17 protein-coding genes are annotated in these 16,112 nt (G+C 69.4%); all 17 read right to left on the minus strand.

What is annotated here, in order from left to right:
* Positions 1-122: 122 nt before the first annotated feature.
* The 17 genes from IEY93_RS01425 to IEY93_RS01505 all read right to left on the minus strand — a co-directional run bounded on the left by IEY93_RS01425 (position 123) and on the right by IEY93_RS01505 (position 16,111).
* A complete protein-coding gene (locus IEY93_RS01425) occupies positions 123-863 on the minus strand; it encodes a type 1 glutamine amidotransferase domain-containing protein (protein ID WP_189161066.1) in 741 nt (246 codons plus the stop codon).
* A gap of 234 nt (positions 864-1,097) precedes the next feature.
* Positions 1,098-2,420, minus strand: a complete 1,323-nt coding sequence (locus IEY93_RS01430; protein WP_189161067.1) for a nucleotidyltransferase family protein — start codon at positions 2,418-2,420, stop codon at positions 1,098-1,100.
* A gap of 34 nt (positions 2,421-2,454) precedes the next feature.
* On the minus strand, positions 2,455-3,177 hold the full coding sequence (locus tag IEY93_RS01435; RefSeq protein WP_189161068.1) for a MinD/ParA family ATP-binding protein: 723 nt from the start codon (positions 3,175-3,177) through the stop codon (positions 2,455-2,457).
* Positions 3,177-4,430, minus strand: coding sequence for a PP2C family protein-serine/threonine phosphatase (locus tag IEY93_RS01440; RefSeq protein WP_189161069.1), 1,254 nt, complete (start codon positions 4,428-4,430; stop codon positions 3,177-3,179). Before IEY93_RS01440 ends, IEY93_RS01435 begins: the two co-directional genes overlap by 1 nt.
* Before the next feature lie 15 nt (positions 4,431-4,445).
* Positions 4,446-4,919: an ATP-binding protein gene (locus IEY93_RS01445; RefSeq protein WP_189161070.1), complete on the minus strand. Its 474-nt coding sequence runs from the start codon at positions 4,917-4,919 to the stop codon at positions 4,446-4,448.
* Positions 4,912-5,223, minus strand: a complete 312-nt coding sequence (locus IEY93_RS01450; RefSeq protein WP_189161071.1) for an STAS domain-containing protein — start codon at positions 5,221-5,223, stop codon at positions 4,912-4,914. Before IEY93_RS01450 ends, IEY93_RS01445 begins: the two co-directional genes overlap by 8 nt.
* 1 nt (position 5,224) lies before the next feature.
* On the minus strand, positions 5,225-7,369 hold the full coding sequence (glgX, locus tag IEY93_RS01455) for a glycogen debranching protein GlgX (RefSeq protein ID WP_203967897.1): 2,145 nt from the start codon (positions 7,367-7,369) through the stop codon (positions 5,225-5,227).
* Positions 7,366-7,710 carry an STAS domain-containing protein gene (locus IEY93_RS01460; RefSeq protein WP_189161072.1) on the minus strand — a complete coding sequence of 115 codons (345 nt, stop codon included), beginning with the start codon at positions 7,708-7,710 and terminating at the stop codon, positions 7,366-7,368. Before IEY93_RS01460 ends, glgX begins: the two co-directional genes overlap by 4 nt.
* Positions 7,707-9,542, minus strand: coding sequence for an AGE family epimerase/isomerase (locus IEY93_RS01465; RefSeq protein ID WP_189161073.1), 1,836 nt, complete (start codon positions 9,540-9,542; stop codon positions 7,707-7,709). Before IEY93_RS01465 ends, IEY93_RS01460 begins: the two co-directional genes overlap by 4 nt.
* Before the next feature lies 1 nt (position 9,543).
* Positions 9,544-9,963 (minus strand): VOC family protein, encoded by a 420-nt coding sequence (locus tag IEY93_RS01470; protein WP_189161074.1) that lies wholly within the window; start codon positions 9,961-9,963, stop codon positions 9,544-9,546.
* Positions 9,963-10,577 (minus strand): DJ-1/PfpI family protein, encoded by a 615-nt coding sequence (locus IEY93_RS01475; RefSeq protein ID WP_189161075.1) that lies wholly within the window; start codon positions 10,575-10,577, stop codon positions 9,963-9,965. The genes IEY93_RS01470 and IEY93_RS01475 overlap by 1 nt, the downstream gene beginning before the upstream one ends.
* The gene (locus IEY93_RS01480) at positions 10,570-12,171 is read right to left on the minus strand and encodes a GMC family oxidoreductase (RefSeq protein WP_189161076.1); all 1,602 of its coding nucleotides are present in this window, start codon (positions 12,169-12,171) and stop codon (positions 10,570-10,572) included. The genes IEY93_RS01475 and IEY93_RS01480 overlap by 8 nt, the downstream gene beginning before the upstream one ends.
* 11 nt (positions 12,172-12,182) lie before the next feature.
* The gene (locus IEY93_RS01485) at positions 12,183-12,563 is read right to left on the minus strand and encodes a nuclear transport factor 2 family protein (RefSeq protein ID WP_189161077.1); all 381 of its coding nucleotides are present in this window, start codon (positions 12,561-12,563) and stop codon (positions 12,183-12,185) included.
* A gap of 34 nt (positions 12,564-12,597) precedes the next feature.
* Positions 12,598-13,053, minus strand: a complete 456-nt coding sequence (locus IEY93_RS01490) for a nuclear transport factor 2 family protein (RefSeq protein WP_189161078.1) — start codon at positions 13,051-13,053, stop codon at positions 12,598-12,600.
* A gap of 20 nt (positions 13,054-13,073) precedes the next feature.
* Entirely contained in the window at positions 13,074-13,514 is a 441-nt protein-coding gene (locus IEY93_RS01495; RefSeq protein ID WP_189161079.1) for a nuclear transport factor 2 family protein, read from the minus strand.
* Positions 13,515-13,613: 99 nt separating this feature from the next.
* A complete protein-coding gene (locus tag IEY93_RS01500) occupies positions 13,614-15,260 on the minus strand; it encodes a thiamine pyrophosphate-binding protein (RefSeq protein WP_189161080.1) in 1,647 nt (548 codons plus the stop codon).
* A gap of 26 nt (positions 15,261-15,286) precedes the next feature.
* A complete protein-coding gene (locus IEY93_RS01505; RefSeq protein WP_189161081.1) occupies positions 15,287-16,111 on the minus strand; it encodes a type 1 glutamine amidotransferase domain-containing protein in 825 nt (274 codons plus the stop codon).
* Between the last annotated feature and the right edge of the window lies 1 nt (position 16,112).

Below are 16,112 nucleotides of genomic sequence, written 5' to 3' on the forward strand. Positions count from 1 at the left end.
GCCCGCCGCACCGCCGGGGCGACGGTGGCCGATTCGTTTTTCCTAGGTCCCGGTCAGGTCGTGAATGCACAGATGGCGCGCGGTGACGGCGGCCGGGCCGGCGTTCCCGCGCCGGCCGTTCCCTACGCCGCGCTGAGCTGCTTCAGGAAGGTCTCGGCGAGCGCCTTGGAGGAGTACGGGTTCTGGCCGGTGGTCAGGTTCCGGTCGACCACGACGTGCGAGTCCCAGATGGCGTCGGCCTTCTCGTACTTGGCGCCGAGGCGGGTCAGCTCCACCTCCAGGATGAGGGGCAGCCGGCCGGCCATGTTGGTGACGAGCTCCTCGCTGTGCGAGAACGCGGTCATCCGGTAGCCCTCCAGCGGCCAGTGGCCCTCACCGTCGCGCAGCGCGAGGAGCGAGGTGTGGCCGTGGCAGACCGTCGCGAGCGGCTTGCCGCTCGCCAGCCACCAGCGCAGGATCTGCGCCAGCTCGTCGGACTTGGGCAGGTCGCCGATGGCGCCGTGGCCACCGCTGACGTACAGGCCGTCGTAACCGGCGATGTCCTCCTCGGTGAGGCTCTCCAGGGCGAGCGGCTTGTTCAACTGCGGCGTGTTCTCGACCACACGCACATATTCCGCGGCGTTGACCGCGTCGTCGTCCGGCGAGCCCTGCGGGCGGACCCACTGCAGGAACTGCGGATCAATGCTGGTCTGGTCCACGGTCGGCGTCTTGCCGCCGATGGTGGCGACGTCCACGACGTAGCCGGCCTTTTCGAAGATCTGGTAAGGGACGACGAACTCCTCGGCCCAGAAGCCGGACGGGTGCTGCTCACCGTCCAGGAGATGAAGCGTGGCCTTGGCGGTCATGACGACGAGTATCTTCACGACTGTTCTTCCCTTCGCGAATTGCGATGCCGGTGTGTTTCGGTCCGGCGTGCTTTGATTCGACCACGCCGTACCGGTTTTTTCGAGGGTTATTGGTCGGCCGCCCGATACTTCGTCACCTACGTTGCCGTGCGGCATGGGAGGCCGGTTCGGGTTGGTTTGAATGCCCGGCGTAATCGGCGCCGCCGGCCGGTCTGAGGTGCGTTTATCACCCGCGGGCCGGCCGGGCGGCGGTCACAGCCAGCGCAACAGGTCGCGTACGCCGGACAGGCTCGCGCCGTGCGGGATGCGCGCGTGCCCGCCGATGTCCATGCGGGGGAAGGCGCTGACCCCGCGTAGCCGGGTGCCGGGGCCCACCCGCACCTCGTCGCCGAGCGCACAGTAGTCGTCCAGCACCACGGGCCGCTGGAGGGTGGAGCGCACGTCGACCATGGAGCCGAGGAAGACGTCGGTCAGGTGCGCGCCGGGACCGATGATGCTGTGGTCGCCGCAGGCCACGCCGCGCAGCCTGCTGCACTCGCCGATGTCCACACCGTCCCCGATGTCGGACTCGGCGATCATGACGCCCGGCCCGATCTCCACGTCGCGGCCGATGCGCACGCCCGGCCCGATGCGCACACTGCCGTCCTCGATCTTCTCGGCCAGGGTGCGCCCGCTGACCTGGTCCTTCATCTCCAGGCTCGACTCGTGGATGCGATGGCACGGCCCGGGGCCTGCCGGGTGACCGAGCGGCCCGGCCAGCAGCGGATAGCGGTCCAGCAGGACGTCCTTGAGCGTCTCCAGATAGTCACGCGGGCTGCCGAGGTCGCCGAAGCGCGCGATGGGGTGGGCCAGGACCCGGTGTCCTCTGCGCACCAGGTAGGGCAGCAGATCGCCGCCCCAGTCCAGGCGCCGCCGGGCGAGCGCGGCGAGTTCCGGCTCCCGGGCGGCCATCCGCAGCCGGTCGCAGTCGATCAGGTACATCCCGGCGTTGGTGTGCACAGGGTCGTCGGCGCCGCCCCAGGTGGTGGACCGGATGAGGTCCAGTGACGGCTTCTCCAGGAACTCGCGCACCAGGCCGTGCATGCCGAGTTTCAGCACTCCGTACTTGCCCGCGGCCTCCGATCCGGGGCGTGGCACGGTGGCGACGGTGATGTCGGCCCGGGCGTCGCGGTGCGCCCGGACCATGGCGTCGAGGTCGAAGTCGAAGACGGAGTCGGTCGGGAAGACCAGCGCGAGGCCGGTCAGGTCCCAGTATTCGAGGCAACGCAGCGTGGACTCGCCACTGCCGGTGTTGTCCCGGTCGAACCGGGTCCGCGAGTAACGCACCGTGACGTCGTGCTGCTCGCCGTGCGCCAGGATCGCCTTGGTCTGGGCCCGGTTCTCCCGGCCGTTGGCGACGACGTAGTACTGGTGCACGCCCTGACTCCTGAGCGTCGTGACCGCCCATTCGATGAGCGTGTGCCCCGCCAACTGCATGGCCGCTTTGCTTTTGAGATAGTCGGCGGAATTGAGAGTGATCGGCCGGGCCCGCAGGCCCTGACCCCCGGCCAGGGCGATTGCTGGAATTGATGCCATCTGGTTTCCCGTTTCCTGCGCTTCCCGTGCTCCGCTAGACCAGTGCGGAAATGATCTCCCGGAATTCCGCCATCAGGGGATGGCCGGGGTGAGCCTCCGCGAATATCTGATTTCCGCCGAGTGCCGCCAGTTCCGCGACGTACGGCAGAACTCCGACCGTGGGCGCGCCGTACACGCGCTCGGCCCTTTTTCGCGCCTGTTCCGCGTCGGCCCCCTCCGGGGCCATGCTGATCACCAAGGCCCGCCGGCAGGCCAGCTGCCAGGCGAGCGGCACGATCTCATCGGCACCCGCCAGGTCCACGCGGTCCACCCGCAGGGCGGTCGCCAGGACGTCGGCGCTGGCCATCGAGGTGACCGTCTCGTTGTTGAGTCCCGCGTGCGTGTCCACCAGCAGGACGTCCAGGTCGTAGAGGTCTCCGAGCCGGCTGAACGCCTCCGGCAGCAGCCCCACGTCGTATCCCCTGGTCATGATCTGGCCCAGTGAGGACGCGTCGGTGCGCGCGGGGACCAGGTACACCCCCTCCGGGCTCACCTGGTGCGTGGCGTCCTCGATCTCGCAGCTGCCCATCAGGTAGTCGGTGAGCGAGCACTCGCCGTGCGGCAGCCTGAACAGCACGTCCAGGGCCGGCGACTGGATGTCGGTGTCGATGAGGGCGACCCGCCGGCCCTCGGCCGCCATCAGCAGGGCCATGTTGGCGAGCATCGTCGACTTGCCGGTGCCGCCCCGGTGCGAGTGCATGACCACGGTGTGCGTCATCAGGCCACCGCCGTGGTGACGGGGGCCCGGCGCACGGACGACGGCCGGTGCAGGGTGAGCATGGTGACGTCGTCGTGCTGTTCGCCGTCACCGGTGAACTCCCGGACCGCCGAGTCGACGCGCGCGAGGACGTCGCGGCCGCGTGAGGCGGGTCCGGAGACCAGTTCGAGCATCCGGTCGTCGCCGAGGAACCGCCCGTCCGGGCAGCGCGCCTCGGGCACCCCGTCGGTGTAGACGAACAGGGTGTCGCCGGGATTGAGCTGGGCGTAGCCGAGAGCGTAGGCGGTGTCCGGCAGCACGCCGACGGCGGGGCCGGTGACCTCCAGCGGAGTCGGCTCGCCGCCGTCGGCGTCGAGCAGCAGCGGCGGGTTGTGGCCCCCGTTGATATAGACGAGCCTGCCCGTTGCCGGGTCCAGGACGCTGAAGAACATCGTCGCGAAGTAGCCTTGGCGCAGATGGTTGCGGGTCAGGTACCGATTGGTCGCGGTGACCGCGTTGAGCAGCGGCGTGGCCCCCACAACGGGAGGGCCGGAGCGTTCGGCGTCCGGCGCGTGCGGCGTGGCGACCAGGTGCTGCAGGCCGCTGTTCTCCGCCGTGTGCCGCAGCAGGCTGCGGATCAGCGCCATGAACAGCGCGGAGCCGACACCCTTGTCGCACACGTCGGCCACCACGAGGGCGAGCCGCCGGCGGTGCGCCAGCTCGAACACGTCATAGAAGTCGCCGGAGACCTGGAGCGCCGGCCGGAACAGCACGTCGATCTCCCAGCCCGCCGGCACCGGAAGCTGTTCGGGCAGGAAACCGGCCTGGATCTCGCGGCCGATCTCCAGTTCCCGTTCGTTGCGGATGTATTCGTCGTGGGCCTCGACCTCCCGGACCCGGCGGCCGAGCTCGGCGCGTTCGGAGCAGCCGTGCAACCGGGCCCGGACCAGGGCGGGCAGGAAGGGCGGGACCAGGTAGTCGTGGCCGAAGCGTACGTGGCCCTCAAGGCCCTCGAAGTCCCGCACCGCGTACACCACGACGACCGGTGCGCCGTGCCGACCCTGCAGGCGCAGAACCACGTCCCGTACCACGGCGGGCTCGCACCGGGCCGATGCCATGAGCACGTCGGCCGAGGGCAGCCCCGTCACCGGCCCCTCGCGTAACTGGGTGATGGTCCGGCGGGTCACGGTGGCGTCGACGCTTTCCATGGCGTCGAGCAGGTCCTGCGGAGGGGGTGGGCGCTCGTCGACGATTATCACCGTGGTAGTGGCCATATGGCTGTCCTGTTCTCAAAGGCGCCCGGACTCGCCGACCGTCGATGGTCCGGGCCCGGTACGGACCGCGAGCATGCTGATGTTGCGGCCGTCCAGATAGGCGTAGCTGAACTCGTCCACGCTGATCAGCGCGAGGTGGACACCGAGGCCACCCACCCGCCGCTGTTCGATGGGGACGTCGGGGGCCGGGTCGAGGCGGCCGTCGCGCGGGTCGAAGGGCGGTGCGCCGTCCTCGATCCGCACCCAGACGCGGTCGGCGTCACAGCCGCCGCGCAGCACGATCTCGCCGGGCCCGCCGCGGTAGCCGTGCATCACGACGTTGGTGGTGATCTCGTCCACCGCGAGCCGCAGCCGGTAGGCGGTGTTCCCGTCGAGACGCGCCCGGCCGGCCAGGGCCAGCACGTACCGGGCGATGTCGTCCAGGGCCCCGAGCCTGGCGGGCACCCGGAGCTCGGGTGCCCGCTCGGCCAGCTGGGCCAGCTTACTCATCGGCCAGCACAATGCTGCGGTCCAGTCCTGCGGTCCGGATGGTCCGGGAGACCGGCTCGCTGGCGCCGACGACCCGGATGGTGACGCCGTCGACGACCTTCTGCTGGGCGAAGACCAGCGAGCGCAGCCCGGCACTGGCCATGTACGCGACCTCGTGCATGCGGATCTCGACGATGGCGGTGCCGTGCGCGGCGGCCTTCTCGATGCTCTCGTGGAACTCGGGAGCGGTGTGGGCGTCCAGTTCGCCGATGAGCTCGATCACCGAGATGTCACCGTCGACGGAAAGCGATACGGAAAGCGGCATGTCAGGTTCCTTGCTCGTGAGGGGCGGACTCCCGGCCGACCAGGACCACGACCGAGCGCGGCCCGATCAGGTAGCTGCCGGGGTTCTCCAACGGGGTCTCCGCACCTGGCTGGTGCAGGTCGTAGGGCGCTGCGGCCCCGGTATCGGCGAACAGGTGCCAGGTGCGGCCGCCGGGCAGGCCGGGCAACTGGAGGTCGTGCGCGTCCCAGTGCGCGTTCATCGCGACGTAGACGACGTCCTCGTCGCCGGTGCCGCTGCGCATCACGGCCAGCAGCCGGCTCTCGTCCGACCAGTCGGCGTCCCAGGCACGCTCGCCGTGCCAGCTGATGTCGGGAAGCCCGGTGGTCGGCACCTGCATCCCGGTGGGGTGCTGGGTGGTGCGCAGCTCGGGGTGCGCGTGACGGAAGGCGATCATCGCCCGGGTGAACCGCAGCAGTTCGGCGTTGGTCCGGACCGACTCCCAGTCCATCCAGGAGAGCTCGTTGTCCTGGCAGTAGGTGTTGTTGTTGCCCTGCTGGGTGCGGCCGACCTCGTCGCCGGCGAGGATCATCGGAACGCCCTGGCTGGTGAGCAGGATCGCCATGGCGTTCTTCATCTGCCGCATCCGCAGCGCATTGATCTCGGGGTCGTCGGTCGGCCCCTCGGCGCCGTGGTTCCAGCTGTTGTTGTCGTTCGCGCCGTCGTTGTTGTTCTCGCCGTTGGCCTCGTTGTGCTTGTCGTTGTAGGAGACCATGTCGGCGAGGGTGAACCCGTCGTGCGCGGTGAGGAAGTTGATGGACGCGGTGGTGCCGCGGCCCGCGTACAGGTCCGGCGACCCGGCGACCCGGGTGGCCAGCTCGCCGACCACGCCGGAGTCGCCCTTCAGGAAGCGGCGCACGGTGTCGCGGTACTTCCCGTTCCACTCCGCCCAGCGGCCGTAGGCGGGGAAGCTGCCGACCTCGTACAGCCCGGCCGCGTCCCACGCCTCGGCGATCAGCTTGGTGTGCCGCAGCACGGGGTCGTGGGCCAGCAGTTCGAGCAGCGGGGGGTTGGGCAGCGGGGTGCCGTCCAGGTCCCGGCCGAGGATCGCGGCCAGGTCGAACCGGAACCCGTCGACGTGGTAGTCGGCCACCCAGTGGCGCAGGCAGTCCAGGACGTACTGCCGCACGACGGGGTGGTTGCAGTTGACGGTGTTGCCGGTCCCGCTGAAGTTGAAGTAGTACCCCTCGGGGGTGAGCATGTAGTACGTGGAGTTGCCGAGCCCCTTGAAGGAGATCGTCGGCCCCTGCTCGTTGCCCTCGGCGGTGTGGTTGAACACCACGTCGAGGATGACCTCGATGCCGGCCGCGTGCAGGTCCTTGACCAGGGTGCGGAACTCGTCGCCCTGCATCCCGTACCGGCCGGTCGCCGCGTACCCCGCCTTGGGGGCGAAGAACGAGACGGTGTTGTAGCCCCAGTAGTCGTGCAGCCGACGTCCGGTGGCCGGGTCGGTACGGGGGTTGTCGGTCTCGTCGAACTCGAAGATGGGCAGCAGCTCGATGCAGTTGACGCCCAGGTCCCGCAGGTAGGGGATCTTCTCCCGCAGCCCGGCGAAGGTGCCCGGCGCCGTCACCCCGGAGGAGGGGTGGCGGGTGAAGCCGCGGACGTGGGTCTCGTAGATGACCAGGTCCTCGGCGGGGATGCCGGGCGGGGCGTCGCCGCTCCAGTCGAAGTCCTCCAGGCAGACCCGCGAGCGGTACGGGTAGGGGTCGTCCCAGTTGGGCTCGGTGCCCCACACGTCCCGGCCGGAGATCAGCCGGGCATAGGGGTCGCTGAGGATCTGCCGCGGGTCGAAGCGGTGCCCGGAGACCGGGTTGAACGGGCCGTCGGCGCGGTAGCCGTACTCGATGTTCTCGTGGTCGAGGCCGAACACGGTCATCGCGAACACGCAGCCCGTGCGGAACGCCGCGGGGAACTCCAGCTCCGCCATCGGCTCGGCCGCGCCCCGCTCGAACAGCACCAGGGTCATCGACGTCGCCTCGTCGGAGAAGACCGCGAAGTTGACGCCGCCCGGCACCACCCACGCCCCGTACGGGTAGGGACGGCCGGCGCGGACGCCGTACCCGCCCACCTGGTGGGTGGGGTAGGCGTCGATGCGGCGCATCGTCTCCAGGGAGGTCGCGGTCATGTCGCGACCCGCCGGCGCTGCTCGGACCGGGCCGGCTCGTCGGTCTCGAAGAAGTCCATGAAGCCGGTGACCGACATCACGAACCGCAGCTCCTCCCCCACTCCGCTCAGCGTCACCGTGGCGCCGGAGTGCTGGGACTCGCGGTAGACGACGAGCAGGGTGCGCAGGCCCGCGCTGGAGATGTAGCCGACGGAGCTGAGGTCGATCTTGATGGTCTTCCCGGCGCGCACCAGCGGCATCAGCCGCTCGAGCAGCTCGCCGGAGGTGGCGCTGCTGATCTCGCCGGTGAGCGCGACCACCGTGGCGGCCTTGGTGCGCCGCTCGCTGAGAGCAAGAGTCATCGGTTTTCCTTCCCCGAGGTCACCGGGTGCAGCCGGACCTTGACCTTGACCCGCTCGCTCACGTCGGGCAGCGTCACGGTGAGGGCGTCGGCGTCGAACTCGGTGTGCTCCTGTCCGTCGATCTCGACGGACGCGATCTTGACCGAGCCGGCCGGCAGCAGGTCCGGCGAGACCCGCAGGATCCGGCCGGGCAGGTCGGAGGGGTCGGGCTTGAAGTGGAAGTCCATGTCCTGCCCGTTGATGAGCAGGTTGTTGTACACCGCGGCCAGGTAGCACAGCTCGGCCGAGTGGTACATCGACATCGAGTGGCTGCCCTTGAGCCGCTCGGTGCCCAGCAGGTACGGAGTGCCGCTGGCCAGGACGTTGAAGTAGACCGCTCCCTCGTCGTGGTCGAGGAAGAAGGCGTTGTAGAACGACTCGGCCTGGCGCGCCTCACGCAGGAAGTCCTCGCCGCCGACGGTGCCGAACAGGATGAGGTAGGCGAGGATCGCCTGCTCCTGCTGCCACCAGGCCTTGCGGTCGTGCCAGGCGAAGCGGAAGTGCTCCTCGCCCTCGGCCTTCAGCCGCTCGACGACGTCGTACCAGCCGCCGCGCTGCTGGTCGCTGCCGACCTCGGGCATCAGCTGGCCGATCTGGCGGGCCAGCTCCTCGTACGCCGGCTTGGCCTTCAGCGAGTTCATCCGCATCAGGTTCCAGGCGATCTTGAGGTTGTGGCCGACGACGGCGCGGTTCTGCTGCCAGCTGTGGGCGGTGTCGTGCGACCAGTCGCGGAAGAAGCGCTCCTGGACGAACGGGCTGTTCTTGTAGTCCGGGAACCGCTCGGCGATGGTGTCGAAGGTGTACTCCAGGAAGTCGGCGTACTTCTGGTCGCCGGTCGCCAGGTACAGGTTGATCAGGTACGCCGGGGCGTGGTCGCCGACCGAGTTCCAGTTCTTGCGCTCGCGGTTCTCGCCCAGCGACTCGTGGGAGGCGCTGAACAGGATCGGGTCGATGTGCGAGTAGTAGCCGCCCAGCTCCGCGTCGTAGAAGAACTTGTCGAACAGCCGCACGGTGGCGTCGGCGTCGTTCTTGATCCGGACGTCGCCGGTGATCCGGTAGGTCTGGATCGGCCCGGCGAGCGCGTAGATCTGCTCGTACATCGGGATCGCGTCGTAGTCGTCGGAGAACTCCGAGGTGAACAGCTTGCGCTCGCTGTCCCCGTCGACCCGGATGCCGTGGTACCAGTAGGTGACGTCCTCTTCGGAGTCCACGACCCGCATGTGCTTGCGCAGGTACTCGGTGCCGCGCTCGGCGACCTCCAGGTACTCGTCCTTGCCGGTCAGCAGGTACGCCGACGCCATGCCGTAGACCAGCCGGGAGATGGTGTCGGTCTCCTGGACGTGGCTGGCGGTCTTGTCGCCGCCGAGCCGGAGCTGGGTGCGGTACTCGGCGAAGTCGACCGGCCCGTCACCGAACTGCGCCCGCTTGTAGAAGTCGGCGAGGGACTCGATCTGCTTGACCCACCAGCCGCCCTCCTCGAAGCGGTAGTCCTCGGCGCCGCGGCCCAGGAAGACCAGCCGCTTGGCCTCGAACCGCGCCTCGTTCTCGGGGTAGTGGACGCCGTAGGCGAACAGGAACCGGCCCGGCGAGAGCATCTCGTCGATGTGGCTCGAGGCGTCGATGTAGGGCTCTTCGAGGTTGCGCACCAGCTCGGCGCTCGGGCCGCCGGCCAGCGACACCTCGAACTTGCGGTCGTCGGCGGTGTGCAGCTGCAGCACGCGCCGGGAGGAGTCGAAGTGGTCGATGTATCCGGCGATCGTGTCGGAGAAGGTGAAGCTCATGTCCTTGGCCATGTCAGGCACCGTCCTTGTCGTGTCTGCCGTCGTCTTCGAATCCCTGGCTCACCTCGACGATCACACCGTCGGGGTCGCGCACCCAGACGGTGCGCCAGCCGCAGATGTAGTCGTCGAAGTCGAGCGGCCCGAGGGTGATGTCGGCCTCGTCGCCCAGCTCGGCCAGGAACGCGTCGACGCTGTCGGTCTGGAAGGCGAGGTGGCGCATGACGCCGGCCTGTCCGGGTCCGTCGTTCACCGCGGCCGTCGTGGCCCCGGCGGCGGGGAACAGCTCCAGGTACGCCGCGTCCTTGCGCAGGAAAACGATCTCCGAGTCGCCCAGTTCGACGACCCGCGCGCGGGCGAAGCCGAACAGACGGGTGTAGAACTCTTCGGTGGTCTTCTGGTCCTTGCAGTTCAGCCCCACGTGCGACCAGTGCATCAGGCACCGCCCCGGCCGGCCCTGGCCGCCAGCAGCTCGATGACCTTGCGGGCGAACAGGTGGTGGTGGGCTCCCGAGCGGCCGGTGACGAGATCACCGCCGTCCACCACGACATCCTGGTCGACGTATTCGGCGCCCATGTTGCGCACGTCCCCGACGAGGTTGTTGTGGCAGACGACCTTGCGGCCGCGGATCTTGTCGGGGATCGAGGCGGCCAGCCACATGCCGTGGCAGATGATGCCCTTGAGCACCGTGGGCTCCTCGAACGCGCGGCGCAGGAAGTCGGTCGCCGGGGCGAGCTTGTCGACGTCCTCGGTGTAGCGCAGCCGGTCGGAGACCATGCCGGAGGGCACGATCACGGCGGCGTACTCGCGCAGCTGCTCGTCGGTCAGGCCCTCGAAGCTCTGGTGCGCGACGAACGGGGCGCGGTACTCGTGCCCGAGGAAGGTGATGGAGTCGTTGCCCCACAGCCGGGTCAGGAAGTCGACCTCGGCGCCCTCCTCGGCGAACCTGCGCTGGTAGTAGGCGATCTCGGGCTCGTAGAAGTCGCTCTCGATCAGGACCGCGAGCCGCAGGCCGGAAAGCTGCCCTTCGCGCAGCACCACATCAGACACGAGACACTCCCTGGATGAGGTCGGCGGCCCGCTCGGCGATCATCACGATGGCGGCGTGGCAGTTGCCGGACGGCACCGTCGGCATGACGCTGGCGTCGACGACGCGCAGGTTGCGCACGCCGTGCACCCGCAGCGCGGGGTCGACGACCGACATGTCGTCGATGCCCATGCGGCACGAGCCCGCCTGGTGGTGGTAGCTCTCGGACTTCTGCTTGACGAAGGCGCGCAGCTCGTCGTCGCTCACCACGCCCGGCCCCGGCTGGAGCTCCTGCTTGTACCAGGGGGAGAACGCGGAGGTGCCGAAGATGTCCCGGGCGATCTTGACGCCCTGGACCATGCGCTCCAGGTCCCAGCGGTCGCCCAGGTAGTTCGGGTTGATCAGCGGCCGGGCCAGCGGGTCGGCGCTCGCCAGCCGGATCCAGCCGCGGGAGACCGGCCGCACGACACCGGGCAGGATGCTCACCGTGTTCGGGTGGCTCTGCCCGACGATCACGTCGAACGGCACGTGCACGAACGCGATCTGCAGGTCCGGCGCGGGCAGCCCCGGCTGGGAGGCCAGGAACAGCGCGCTCTCGGAGAGGTTCTGCGTGGGCGGCGGCAGCTCCTGCGAGACCTCGGCCATCAGCCCGGTCAGCACGTGGTTGTGGAAGTTCTCCCCCACGCCGGGCACCGCGGCCGTCACCGGGATGCCGAACTCCCGCAGCCGGTCGGGGTCGCCGATGCCCGACAGCAGCAGCAGCTTCGGCGACTCGATGGCGCCGCCGGCCACGATGACCTCGCGGCGCGCCCGGACGGTGTGCCTGCCGGGGGCGCCGGCCGCGCCGTTCACCGTCCGGCCCGGAATGTCACCGGGGTCGGCGGTCTGCTCGTACTCGACGCCGACGCAGGTGTCCCCGTCGAACAGCAGCCGGGTGGCCTGCGCGCTGGTCCGCAGGGTCACGTTGCGGCGGGTCAGCGCGGGCTCCAGGTAGGCGGCGAGCGAGCCCTGCCGCTTGCCCTCGGCCACGTCGATGTGGTGCCACCCGGTGCCGAACAGCCCGCGGTTCGGGCCGTCGATGTTGAAGTCGGCGATCTCCTGGTGGCCGAGCTCGACGGCCGCGTCGATGAAGACCCGCGACACCGGGTTGGGGGCGTGCGCGCCCGCGTTGGTGATGCGCTGCGGCCCCTTGGTCCCGGTGGTCGCCGCGGTGACGTCCTCCTGCGCCTCCATGAGCGCGAAGTACGGCAGCACGTCCTGGTAACCCCAGCCGGCGGCGCCCTGGTAGGCCCAGTTGTCGAAGTCCGAGGCGTGGCCCCGGATGTGCATCATGATGTACAGGTTGCTGCTGCCACCGGGGGCCTTGCCGCGCGGCTCGTAGGTCGAACGGCCGTCGAGGCCGGGCTGCGGCACGCTGGTGTAGCCCCAGTCGATCGGGCCGCCCAGCAGCTTGTACCAGGACGACGGGTCGTCGACCTCCGGGGGGATGCGGTTGCCGCCCGCCTCCAGGACCAGCACCGTGGCGCCGGGGTCCTCCGACAGCCGGTTGGCCAGGACACCGCCCGCCGCTCCTGCGCCGACGACGATGTAGTCGTACTCGCTCTCGGGTTCCGTCATCAGGGGCTCCCTCAGACCTGCGACAGCACCTGGAAGGGCACCGTGTCGTGGTAGTTCGCCATGTAAACGATCTTGCCGTCGACGATCCGGAAGAAGTTCATGACCTCGGCCTCGATGGCCTTCCCGGAGCCCGCGCTCACGGCGGTGAGGTGCGACACGGCGGCCGCCTTCTCGCCATCGGCGTCGACGATGAAGTGCACCGGCTCGTTCTTGAAGACGCGGTACATGTCGCCCATGCCGGCCATCATCGAGCGGAGCTTGCTCAGCCCCTCGATGTGCCCGGCGAGCTGCTCGTCCATGACCTGGTCCTCGGCGAACAGGTCGCACCAGCGGTTCCAGTCGCCGGCGTTGGCGTACTCGTAGTACTTGGTCAGCACCTCACGGGTGTCCATATATCTGTCCCATCTCCGCACTCAGGGCGTGCGGTCAGTCCGCGATCCGGGTCCCGTCGGGCGCGAAGGGCGCCCAGAACTGGCTGAAGAGCGTGGCGTCGTCGCCGAACAGGCCGTCGTGCCCCTCGACGATCCGGCCGTCGCGCCAGCGCATGAAGTGGAAGACCATGTAGTCCATCCGCTCGTACGGCGACCGGCTGTCCTCCGGGGCGCCCGCGCGCAGGCCGCGGTTGCGGCACACGTCCGCCGAGCAGTCGTCGCCCACCATGATCACTTCGCGGTCCATGGTGAAGCTGCCGCCGGTGAGCTTGCCGGCCCGGGCCATCAGGTCCAGGAAGGCGTCCAGGGACTCGTACCAGCCGGCCAGCGGGTGGTTGCCGGGGACCAGCCAGCGCAGGTCCTCGGCGTAGTACTCGACGATCTTGTCGCGGTCGCCGGAGCCGAGCGCCCGGTAGGCCGCCTCGACGCGTTCCCGTGTCACCTTGGTCATCGACGTCGCCTTTCGGTCTGCTAGAGGGAGCCCGAGCCGGGCATCGGGTCCAGGGCGTTCACGACGTACTTCTGGATCTGCGGGCCCTTCTCGCCGGCGACGACGATCCAGGTCTGGTCGGCGTCGAAGCCCAGCCACTCGCTCTTGGCGGCCGGCGCCTTCCAGACCTTGGCCTGCCAGTTGACCATCACCTGCACGATCGCGCGGTCGCCCTCGATGACCGGCTCGACCTTGGTGACGGTGTGCACCTCGTCGAAGAACAGGTGCGTGACGGCGTCGTACCAGCCGGAGAAGCCGTCATGCCCGAGGAAGGTGTCCTCCGGGACCTTGAACTCGATGTCCTCGGTGAGCATCGCCAGCACGTCGGCCAGCGGGATGTGCTGGTCGAGCGCCACGTACCAGTCCTTGGCGAACGTGTCGATGGCGTCCTCGGTCAGCCTCTGCTTCTGCGCGTTGGGCATGCGGTGGCCCTCCTAGTCATGGGTGTCGGGGTTGCCGGTCGGCCGGCTCGTTGCTCGCGGGGTACACCGGCCGGCCGGCCGGACGCTCGCGAGGAGGACTCAGATCTGCAGGTCGATCAGGAAGGGACCCTGGTGGTCGAGCATCCGGCGCACCGCCTCGGCCGCCTGCACGGGCTTCTCGACCCGCATCCCGTCGGCGCCGAGGGCGCGGGCGAGCCCGGCGAAGTCGATCTCCGGGTGCGACAGGTCGAAGGAGCGCGGGAAGGAGTGCGGCGCGATGTCGCGCTCCTTCCAGTACTCGGAGATGTTGTCGTCCAGCAGCCGGTACTTGTGGTTGTTGCAGACCACGAACTTCGCGCCGATGCCGTGCCGGGCGGCCGTCCACAGCGCCTGGTAGGTGTACATCGAGCCGCCGTCGCCGGTGAAGCCGACGACCGTGCGGTCCGGGTGCGCCAGCTTGGCGCCGACCGCGCCGGGGATGCCGACGCCGAGGGAGCCGCCGCGGGTGACGTGGTAGTCGCCGGGACGGTTCGGCGGGAGGTACTTGGTGACCAGCGGCGAGCTGGTGAGCGCCTCGTCGAAGACGATGAGGTCGCCGCCGGTCTGCTCGGCGAGCGCGTGCAGGAACGCCTCGATCGCCGTGCCGTCGTGCGACGCGGCCGCGAACTCCGCCCGCTCCCGGTCGCGTTCGGCCCGCCGCGCGGCCAGGCGCCCGGCCGCGGCGGCCCGCGACTCCGGTGCGAGCCGGCGGTCCAGCGCGGTGAGCAGCGCGCGCAGGGCGGCCTTGGGATCGGCGACGATGCCGAGGTCCACCGGGAAGTTCTTGGCGATCTCGTACGCGTTCAGATCGATGTGCACGATCTTGGCGTCCGCCGCGAACGGGCTGCCCAGCTCGGGGAACACCTCGGGGAACACGTAGGTGCCGACGATCAGGACGCCGTCGGCGTCCTGCACCAGCTCCTTGCTGTGCCCGCCGAACATGTGGCCGGTGGCTCCGCGGTGCAGCGGATGCGAGGCCGCCGTGATCACCTCGGAGTAGTCCACGTCCCACACGTCAGCGCCGAGCAGCTCGGCGACGGCGGTGAGCTCGGCCTGCGCGTGGGCCAGGCTCACCCCGTCACCGGCCAGGATCAGCGGCCGGCGCGCCCCGGCGAGCAGCTCCGCCGCCTGCCCGATCGCGGCGTCCGAGGGAGCCGCGTCGGTCCGCGGCACCGACGTGGGCACGACGGGCTCGGTGTTCGGCGCGTCCAGGACGTCCATCGGCAGTGCGACGAAGACCGGGCCGCGCGGCGGGGTGAGCGCGATCTTCACGGCGCGGCGGATCGTCCGCAGCACCGACCCCGGGTCGGTGACCCGGGTGGCGTACTTGGTGACCGGGCGCGCCATCGCGACCAGGTCCGACGCCATCTGCGCGTCCATCGCGTCGTACCGGACGCCGGCGTCACCGGCGACGACGACCAGCGGGGTGTGCCCGCGCATCGACTGGTACAGCATGCCGATGCCGTTGCCGAGCCCGACGCCGGAGTGCAGCTGCAGCAGCGCGGCCCCACCGGTGGCCCGCGCGTACCCGTCGGCTATCCCGGCGGCCACCGTCTCCTGGAGCGACAGGATGTACTCGAATCCCGAAGCCTTGTCGACGGCGTCCAGAAATCCCTGTTCCACGGTTCCCGGATTGCCGAACATGAAGTTCAGGCCGTCCGCCGCGAATTGCTCGATCAGTTTCTCTTTACCCGGCCGTGCCGTCATTAGATTGCCTCCGGATTTCGTCCGTATTACCAGCCGTAACGAGTGAGGCCGTCCTCGAGCGCCTCGACCATCTTCTGGCCGGTGAGGTACGAATCCGGCGTCGAGCGCCCGGTGACGAACGGATAGTCCACGATCACGGAGAGCGGGTGACCGAAATTCCCGTGATACGCGCCGTCCGGCCCCGTGGCGTCGCGGAGGATGTACTCCAGCGGGTACGGGGGCGGGCCCATGTTGAAGTCGGTACCGAGGAACCCGGTGCCGTCCTTGTAGTCGTACTCCTTGCAGTGACCGGTGACGTGCTTGCCCCAGATGATGGACTTGCGGTCGTTCCAGTCCCGGGCGAACGCCAGGCAGGCGACGCCGTAGCACTCGGCGCCGATCAGCTTGCCGGCCGCCTTGAAGGCCATGATCAGGCCGTGTACCCGCTCGTTGTTGGCCAGGTCGGCGATCGGGCCGCTGCCCCCCACGATGAGCAGCGCGTCGTACTCGGCGATCTCCTCGCCGAGCCGCTCCAGGTCACGGTGGTACTGCTCCAGCTTGCGCAGGTACGCCGCGTCTGTGGTGTAGGGCCGCTCGGGCACCCAGGACGAGATGTCGAGGGGCTTGTCGAGCCGCGTTCCCTCGTCGAACTCCCGGCCCAGCCGCGCGTTCTCGGCCGAGGTGACGCTGCGGCCGAGCGGCGGGTCGATGTAGTTCTCGTCCAGGCTCGGCGGCAGGGCGCGGGCACGCGCTCCGGTGGGGGTCGCGAAGACGACCTCATAACCGCGTTCGTCGAACTTCGATACCGGGCCGATCAGTTCTTCGGCCCAATATCCGTGCTCGGATACGATGATCAGAATCTTTTTGCTCACG

Origin of the sequence: Sphaerisporangium melleum (assembly GCF_014646695.1) — a bacterium.
Classification (GTDB): domain Bacteria; phylum Actinomycetota; class Actinomycetes; order Streptosporangiales; family Streptosporangiaceae; genus Sphaerisporangium; species Sphaerisporangium melleum.